Here is a 7,932-nt window from a genome sequence, read left to right on the forward strand (position 1 = left end):
GCCTACGTCAGGGTCTGCCGCCTCTCGGTGTCCCGGTCAGGGTTCGATCCTCTTTTCCGCAACGCTGTAGGGGTGCGGGACTGTGCTCGTTCCGTTCTCGTACCTACTTGGCTTCGACCCCGGAGAGCAGCGACTCGAGCACTGGGACGAGTGCCGGCAAGTCCTGGGTGATGATCTCCCATACCTTCTGCTGGTCCACCTGCGCATAGGCGTGCACCAGGATGTTGCGGGTTGCGATGATCGCGTGGACGTTCGGGATCCGCTCGGCGGTCTCCGAGTCCGCGACGCGCAGTTTCTTCAGCGCCTCGCCAATGATCTCGAGTTGGCGCTCGACGGCGGACTGCAGAACCAGCGCCAGTAGGGGACCCCCGCTGAGCAGGCAGTCCGGGGGCGCACGCTCCCCCGATGCTCATTGGGACTGGTCTCTCTACTTGGTCGAGGAGACGATCTGGCCCGAGGGCGACCGCGTCAGCCGCACCAGATGTCTCCGGCGGAGAGGCGCGCGATCCGCTCCAGAGCAGTCTCTTCGCTCATCCCTGCCTTCACCAATGCGCGAAGCATCCGATCCTGGTGCCTCCCGGGTTGCGGGTCCTCTTGGTACCTGACCAGCCCGAGCCCACCGCGTGCGGTGGGCTCGGGATTCGACGATGATCTCCATTGATTCATCCTCGCTCCCCGTGTGAACGGCACGATATCCCTGCTGGCGCGGACGGATACCAGCTCCGATTGGAGGAGACCCGGTCCCGGCCGAGACTCTTGGTGGGGTCGGCCAGGACGCGAGCGGAGAGCATCAGGTGCCGCCGCATTGCGTGATGGCCGTCACATGAACCTAGCATCCGGTCTGCCGCCTGCCCAGCGCGGGGCGTTCGCCCAGCGCGAAGCCTTTCTGGCAGAAGGGATCAGTCCCCCGCCGGCTGGGCCGAAGCCCGTCTCAGCTCACGCCAATTCCGGTGCGGAGCACCGCCTTGCGGAGGTCGCGGTCCCATGCGGGGAAGCCCTCGCCCCCGGACCGTGCAGGCCGGCCCCTTTCGGTATCGAGGACGGCGGCCCAGCAACAGTCGCCGTCGGCCCGCCCGCTTACGATCAGCCAAAGTGGGTGGTTTCCGAGGCCGCCCTGACCGCGAACAAAGGGAGCCCAATGGCCCAGCTCGACCCGAAAGATCCCGCCTTCGACTGCCGGCTGACCCTGCACGGCGTCCCCGAGGCCCAGACCGACCCCGCCTTCTACCCGCACGAACGGCCTGTCGACGATACCACCTCGGTTTTCGGAGACGACGCGTACGACGAAGGTCAGACCGTGACCGTCGGCAGCGCCGATGTCTTCGTCCTTCCCGACGTCCACGGCATCGACCTGCTCTACACGCTGGACGCCCACAGCCAGCAGCTCATGAGCGTCGCCGAGGGGCTCGTCTGGAGCCGGCCGGATCTCCCCGAGGAGCTCTTCGCCCGGCCCCCGCAGCGACATCCTGTGGGTCGAATGGGTCGAAGTCGTGCCCACGTACCGCGGACGCCGGATCGGGCACAAGATCGTCAGCGGCATCCGGCTTCCAGCACGCCCACGGCGACTTCTACTTCCGCCTCCTCCGCCACCAATCCACGGCCGGTCTGACGGGAATCGAACTCTTCTAGCACCCGGTCCAAACCGACCGAGTGCCGACAGAACCTCCCGATCGTCCGGCAGATGCTCCGCGGGTCGCGCTTCAGTTCTGGATGTACATGTCCAATGGGGTGTAGCGTTTCGTGGTGCGCACCCGTTTGCCTCCCGGCCGGGAGAGCCTCTCCATGGTCGGGAGCGGGCGTCACGGAGGGGCCCGTTCGGCGCTGGGGGCCGGGCGGGCGCCCTCCGGATCATGGAAGGGCCGCCTTCTCGGCGGTGTTGCGCTGCGTCGCGTCTGGCGTGTTCAACCATCGGCTCCCAGGTCGACAAGCAGATCGATCTCCGCGTCGGCGAAGTCCGGGCACAGCTCCCCTGGCGGGGAAACGTTCGGCATGCCGCGAGCCCGGGCCGCCTCCAAGGCGTGCCCCTTGGGGGATGCGGGCTCGCCGCTGGGGGTTGGGCCTCGCTACTGGCCCAGACGAGCCCGCCCCATCCGGTGATGATTCCTGAGTTCGCTAGCAGACGCATGGGCCCTAAGACCCGTGCGTCCATCCCGGCTTTCTGGTAAGTCCCACCCCGAGTCCAGCGCCAGAGGACGATGCACGGTGGCCGTGAACCCACAGCTCTGCCCTATCGCGCCGGCCATGACGTCATCCTCCCTCGCCGCTGCGAGCACCGACCGTGAAGATGCCGTCCCCACAGTGCTGCGCAGACCGGGGCAGCGATCGGTGCGGCCGATCACGTCGGAGGAGCTCCAGCCGCGCTCGATGACCGGCTGAGCACGCCAGAGTCACCGCACAGAATGATCCCGATGAGGCCGGTTACTGCTGGAGCTGCTGCGGCTCCGGGGCGTCCTTCCAGTGGATGACCGGCTTGTCGGTGTCGGCCCCTCGCAGCTGAGCCCACTCGAACTCCGCTTTCGGATTGTCCATCAGGTACTCCGCGATCTTCCGGGTGCCCAGGCGCGACCCTTCCAGGGCATCCTTGGCCTTCCAGCGACCCAGGAACACAGGCTGATCCTCGTGGAGGACCTTCAGGAACAGGTTGTACGCCTTCAGAGGCTCTTCGGTCATGCCTTTCCCCTTCGCCGATTCCGAACTGGCAGGAGCGACGCTACAGGCGGGATCACGGAGGTCGTCGGAGGGCGAGCCCGCGTGTTTCCACGCCTCTTGCACCTCGAGGTCGACGATGACGAATCGCATCTGATGCGTTCCCGTCATTGTTGTTGGCTGTCCGTCTGGAAGGGGTTCTCCCGCGGAATCTCGGGCATCTGCGGCCGGTGCGCCGCTCGTTGTGTGTGAGGCCGTCGGGCCGGGTTCTCGATGCGTTGGCCCGTGACCTGGGCTTTGTCCACGTGATCGCATCTGATGCGTTCCCGTCATTGTTGTTGGCTGTCCGTCTGGAAGGGGTTCTCCCGCGGAATCTCGGGCATCTGCGGCCGGTGCGCCGCTCGTTGTGTGTGAGGCCGTCGGGCCGGGTTCTCGATGCGTTGGCCCGTGACCTGGGCTTTGTCCACGTGATCGCATCTGTTGCGATATTCTCGCATCAGGTTCGGCGGGAGACGCGAAGCTGCTGGCCGTGGCCAGGCGCTGGCCCGAGGGGCCGATCTGCTCGGGCTGCTTCGCGAACGCGATGGAGGTCTTCGGCGTCTGCGACGGCTGCGGGACCTACCGGCTCCTGCCCGGCATCGGCCCCGAGGGGCAGCGCTGGTGCACCGACTGCGGCGCCGGGCTGGGCGATTTCGCCTGCACCCGCTGCGGCCGCGAGGGATGGCGCGAACGCGCAGGGATCTGCGGGTGGTGCGTCCTGAAGGACCACGTCGAGGAACTCCTCGACGACGGCAGCGGCCGCGTCCGCGCCGAGCTCGCGCCCCTGGCCGCGCTCATCGTCGGGATGCGCCGCCCGCGCTCCGGTATCCGCTGGCTGAGCCGCCCGGAACCGCGGGGCATCCTCCGCGCGATCGCCCGCGGCCAGGTCCCGCTCACCCACGACGGCATCCACACTCTGCCGCCGCTGAAATCGAGCCTCTACATCCGCGACCTCATGGTCACCGCCGGCATCCTCCCGCCCGTGGACAAGTTCCTGTTCCTGTTCGAACGATGGTGGCCCCTCTGGCTCGCCGCGATCCCGGACCCCGAGCACCGCAAGACGCTGCGCATGTTCATCATCTGGCACTGCCTGCGCGCCTTCCGCGCGAAGGCCCAGGCCCGCGGCGAGCTCGGCTACGCGGCCCCACAGCTCGCCAGGAGGCAGCTGCGCATCGCCGCAGGGTTCCTGGACGGCCTCGCCGTCCGCGGCCGGACCCTGGCCGAAGCCACCCAGGCCGACCTCGACCGCGCCTTCGCCGAAGCCGGCGGCACGCTGCGCGACGCCCTGCGGCCTTTCCTGCGCTGGGCGATGAGCACCCGCCGCATGCCCCGGCTCGACATCCCGCCTGGCGTCAACCGCCCGGCCACGCTCATCACCCAGCAGCGGCGCATCGAGCTGATCCGCCGCATCCACCACGGCCACGGCACGGCATGGAGACCACCGACCGGGTCCTGGCCCTGTTCGTCCTGCTCTACGCCCAGCCCCTGACCCGCATCCAGCAGCTCACCGTCGACGACATCACCACCGGCGAAGACGCGCAGCTCCTCGTCCGCCTCGGCGACCCGCTCACCCCGATCCCGGCGCCGTTCGACCGGATCATCCGCGCGCACGTCACCGCCCGCAGGAACCAGATGACCGCCGCGAACCAGACCAGCCGATGGCTGTTCCCCGGACGCGCTTCCGGACAGCCCATGCACACCACGTCCCTGCGGCTCCGGCTCCGCAACCTCGGCATCCCGAACCTGACCAACCGCAGCCGAGCGATCCGGGAACTGCTCCGCCAAGCGCCTCCGAGCATCGTCGCAGGGATGCTCGGCTACAGCGCCAGCGGCACCGAGAAGATCGCGACCGAATACGGCACCACCTGGCAGCACTACGCCGCCCCAGCACGGGAATCCCGGCGCCCACCGCGGCTCGCCGACTGAGGAACTCGTCACTCCAGTTCACGTCAGGGCGCCAGTAGACCCCGCCTGCGGCGGGGGGCTGTCCCCCACCTCCTTGCTGAGAGAAGGAGGCGGGCGGGGTGACGGTCTCGATGCGTGTGATGTCAGCAGGCGATGGGTACAGGTACCTGCTGCGGACGGTCGCGGCCGCGGACGGTGACCGCTCGCTGTCGACGCCGCTGACACGGTACTACAGCGCCGAGGGGACCTCGCCCGGCCGGTGGATGGGCTCCAGCCTGAGCGGGCTCGGCGGCGGTGGGATCAGCGCGGGCGACGCGGTCTCGGAGGCCCAGCTCCAGCTCTTGGTCGGGATGGGCCGCGACCCCGTCACCGGCGACCCGCTCGGCCTGGCGTACCCGGCCTACAAGACGCTCGCCGAGCGGATCGCCGAGCGGACGGCAGCTCTCGACCCGGCCCTCGGGCCCGCGGCGCGGGCCGAAGCGGTCGCCGCGATCGAGGCCGAGGAGGCCGCGCGGGGGACGCGGCGGGCGGTTGCGGGGTTCGACTTCACGTTCTCGATCCCGAAGTCCGCGTCGGTGCTGTGGGCGGTCGCCGATCCGGGCACGCAGGAGTTGATCGCGGACGCGCACCATGCGGCGGTGGCGGAGGTGGTGGCGTTCATGGAGCGGGAGGTTGCGGCCACCCGCACGGGCGCAACCGGCCGCGGCGGCGCGGTTGCGCAGGTCGACGTGACCGGCCTGATCGCGACCGCGTTCGACCACTACGACTCCCGGGCCGGCGATCCACACCTTCACACGCACGTCGTGATTTCGAACAAGGTCAAGACGGTGCTCGACGGCAAGTGGCGGTCGCTCGACGGGCGGCCGATGCACGCCGCCGTGGTCGCCCTGTCCGAGCTGCACGAGGCGGTGTTCGCCGACCAACTCACCCGCACCCTCGGCGTGCAGTGGGAGGCGCGCGACAGGGGCCGAGACCGCAACCCCGCCTGGGCGATCGCCACAGTACCGGAGGAACTGGTGGCCGAGTTCTCCACCCGCGCCCGGCACATCGACGCCGAAACCGACCACCTCATCTCCGCCTACGTCACCGAGCACGGCCACCGGCCGTCACCGGCGACGATCATGAAGCTCCGCGCCCAGGCCACCCTCTCCACCCGCCCCGAGAAGCAGGTGCGGTCGCTTTCGGACCTGACCGCCGAATGGCGGGAGCGCGCCGGCCGGGTCATCGGGGAAGATGCGACTGCGTGGGCGCGCGCGGTCACCGCGAACGCGGCGCCCCTGCTGCTGCGTGCCGACGAGGTTCCGCTGGAGGAGATCGCCTCGCTCGGGCAGAGCGTGGTCGCGGCGGTCGGTGAGAAGCGCTCGACCTGGCGGCACTGGAACCTGTGCGCGGAGGCCGCCCGGCAGACGACGGGCTACCGGTTCGCCACGACCGAAGACCGGGAAGCCGTCGTCGGACTCGTCGTGGACGCCGCCGAAGCCGCGTCGCTCAGGCTGACCCCGCCGGAGCTCGCCGCAAGCCCCGCCGCGTTCCGCCGCCCGGACGGGACGAGCGTGTTCCGTCCGAAGCACTCCACAGTGTTCTCCTCCGAGACCCTGCTGGCGGCCGAAGACCGCCTCCTCGAGCGCGCCCGGACAACCGCCAGCCCCACCGTATCTGTGGCGACGATCGAGAGGATCGCGAGCCGGCCCGACCGGGAGGGCCGGATCCTCGGAGAGAACCAGGTGGCGGCCCTGGCAAAGGTTGCCGGCTCCCGTCGCCAGGTCGACCTGCTCGTCGGCCCGGCCGGGGCAGGGAAGACCACGGCCATGAACGCACTGCGCCGAGCCTGGGAGACCGAGCACGGCAAAGGCTCAGTCGTCGGCCTCGCCCCCTCCGCCGCGGCGGCGCAAGTCCTCGCCGAGGACCTCGGCATCCCGGCGGAGAACACCGCCAAATGGTGGGACACCCACGAGCGCACCGGCCGGTCCTTCAGCCGGGGCCAGCTCGTCATCCTCGACGAAGCCAGCCTCGCCGGCACCCTCTCCCTCGACCGCATCACCGGCCTCGCCGCCGCGGCCGGGGCGAAGGTGCTCCTGGTGGGCGACCACGCCCAGCTCCAGTCCGTCGACGCAGGAGGGGCGTTCGCGATGCTCGTGAAGGACCGGGACGATGCGGCCGAGCTCGTCGACATCCACCGCTTCACCCACGCCTGGGAGAAGGCCGCCACCCTCGAGCTGCGGCGCGGGCGCACCGAGGTGATCGACACCTACATCGAGCACGGCCGTGTCCGCGACGGGGACACGGAGGCGATGACCGACGCCGCCTACCGAGCATGGCGAGCCGACGGGCTCGCCGGGAGGGCGACGGTGCTGGTGGCCGACTCCACCGAGACCGTCACCGCCCTGAACGTCCGGGCTCGCACCGAGCTGATCCTCGACGGCACCGTGCACGGGCCGCGCGAGGTGGAGCTGCACGACGGCACCCGCGCCGCGGCCGGAGATTCGGTGATCACCCGCCGCAACGACCGCCGCCTCCGCGCCGGCCGCGGATGGGTGCGCAACGGCGACCGCTGGACCGTCACCGGGATGCACGACGACGGCTCGCTCACCCTCCGCCGCGCAGGCAACAGGCCGGGCGCCTCCGTCGTGCTGCCGGCCGCCTACGCGGTCGAGCACCTCGACCTGGGCTACGCGGTCACCTCCTACCGGGCGCAGGGCACCACCACCGACACCGCCCACGTCCTGGTCGATGCGTCGATGACGACGGAGAACCTGTACGTCGCCATGACCCGCGGACGCGAGAGCAACACGGCCTACGTCGCCACCGAGAGGCCAGATGCCGCCCACGAGGGCCCGCACCCCGGCGACAGCGCCGAGGCCACCGCACGGGACGTCCTGTACGGGGTGCTCCAGCACGTCGCCGCCGAGCCCTCCGCCCACGAGGCCATGGCCCAAGAGCAGGAGGCCTGGGGGTCGATCGCCCAGCTCGCCTCCGAGTACGAGACTCTCGCCGCAGCCGCCCAGCACGACCGCTGGGCCGCGCTGATCCGCTCATCCGGCCTTGCTCGAGAGCGGGCCGACGATGCCGTCAGCTCCGACGCGTTCGGACCCCTCACGGCCGAACTCCGGCGCGCCGAGGCCAACCACCACGACGTCGAGGCACTGCTGCCGCGCCTCGTCCATGCTCGGGGGTTCGAAGGCGCCGACGACATCGCGGCCGTCCTCCGCCACCGCGTCGCCCTGGCGACGGCACGGACCGCGGGGTCTGGCCGCACGCGGAAGGCGCCGCGGCTGATCGCCGGACTCATCCCTCAGGCCGGTGGTCCGATGGACGAGGAGATGCGCCGCGCCCTCGACGAGC

7 protein-coding genes are annotated in these 7,932 nt (G+C 70.3%); 5 read left to right on the top strand and 2 right to left on the bottom strand.

All coding sequences use genetic code 11. From position 1 onward, the window contains the following. Positions 1 to 103: 103 nt before the first annotated feature. The gene (locus tag ACLN58_RS01190; protein ID WP_415853452.1) at positions 104 to 292 is read right to left on the bottom strand and encodes a DUF86 domain-containing protein; all 189 of its coding nucleotides are present in this window, start codon (positions 290 to 292) and stop codon (positions 104 to 106) included. An 846-nt stretch (positions 293 to 1,138) separates the two neighbouring features. Here ACLN58_RS01190 and ACLN58_RS01195 point away from each other — a divergent pair. Beyond that, positions 1,139 to 1,609: a hypothetical protein gene (locus tag ACLN58_RS01195; protein ID WP_415853446.1), complete on the top strand. Its 471-nt coding sequence runs from the start codon at positions 1,139 to 1,141 to the stop codon at positions 1,607 to 1,609. 632 nt (positions 1,610 to 2,241) lie between these two features. Continuing rightward, positions 2,242 to 2,376: a hypothetical protein gene (locus ACLN58_RS01200; protein ID WP_415853447.1), complete on the top strand. Its 135-nt coding sequence runs from the start codon at positions 2,242 to 2,244 to the stop codon at positions 2,374 to 2,376. Positions 2,377 to 2,418: 42 nt separating this feature from the next. On the opposite strand, the gene ACLN58_RS01205 is transcribed toward ACLN58_RS01200, so the two are convergent. Then, positions 2,419 to 2,670: a hypothetical protein gene (locus ACLN58_RS01205; RefSeq protein ID WP_415853448.1), complete on the bottom strand. Its 252-nt coding sequence runs from the start codon at positions 2,668 to 2,670 to the stop codon at positions 2,419 to 2,421. A gap of 505 nt (positions 2,671 to 3,175) precedes the next feature. Here ACLN58_RS01205 and ACLN58_RS01210 point away from each other — a divergent pair. The 3 genes from ACLN58_RS01210 to mobF form a co-directional block, all read left to right on the top strand. Then, on the top strand, positions 3,176 to 4,174 hold the full coding sequence (locus tag ACLN58_RS01210) for a hypothetical protein (RefSeq protein WP_415853449.1): 999 nt from the start codon (positions 3,176 to 3,178) through the stop codon (positions 4,172 to 4,174). Beyond that, entirely contained in the window at positions 4,117 to 4,611 is a 495-nt protein-coding gene (locus ACLN58_RS01215; protein WP_415853450.1) for a hypothetical protein, read from the top strand. Before ACLN58_RS01210 ends, ACLN58_RS01215 begins: the two co-directional genes overlap by 58 nt. A gap of 110 nt (positions 4,612 to 4,721) precedes the next feature. Further along, positions 4,722 to 7,932: MobF family relaxase (gene mobF / locus ACLN58_RS01220; RefSeq protein WP_415853453.1), on the top strand; the 3,211-nt coding region annotated here is incomplete at its 3' end.

Origin of the sequence: Sinomonas sp. G460-2, assembly GCF_047759905.1 — a bacterium.
Classification (GTDB): Bacteria; Actinomycetota; Actinomycetes; order Actinomycetales; family Micrococcaceae; genus Sinomonas.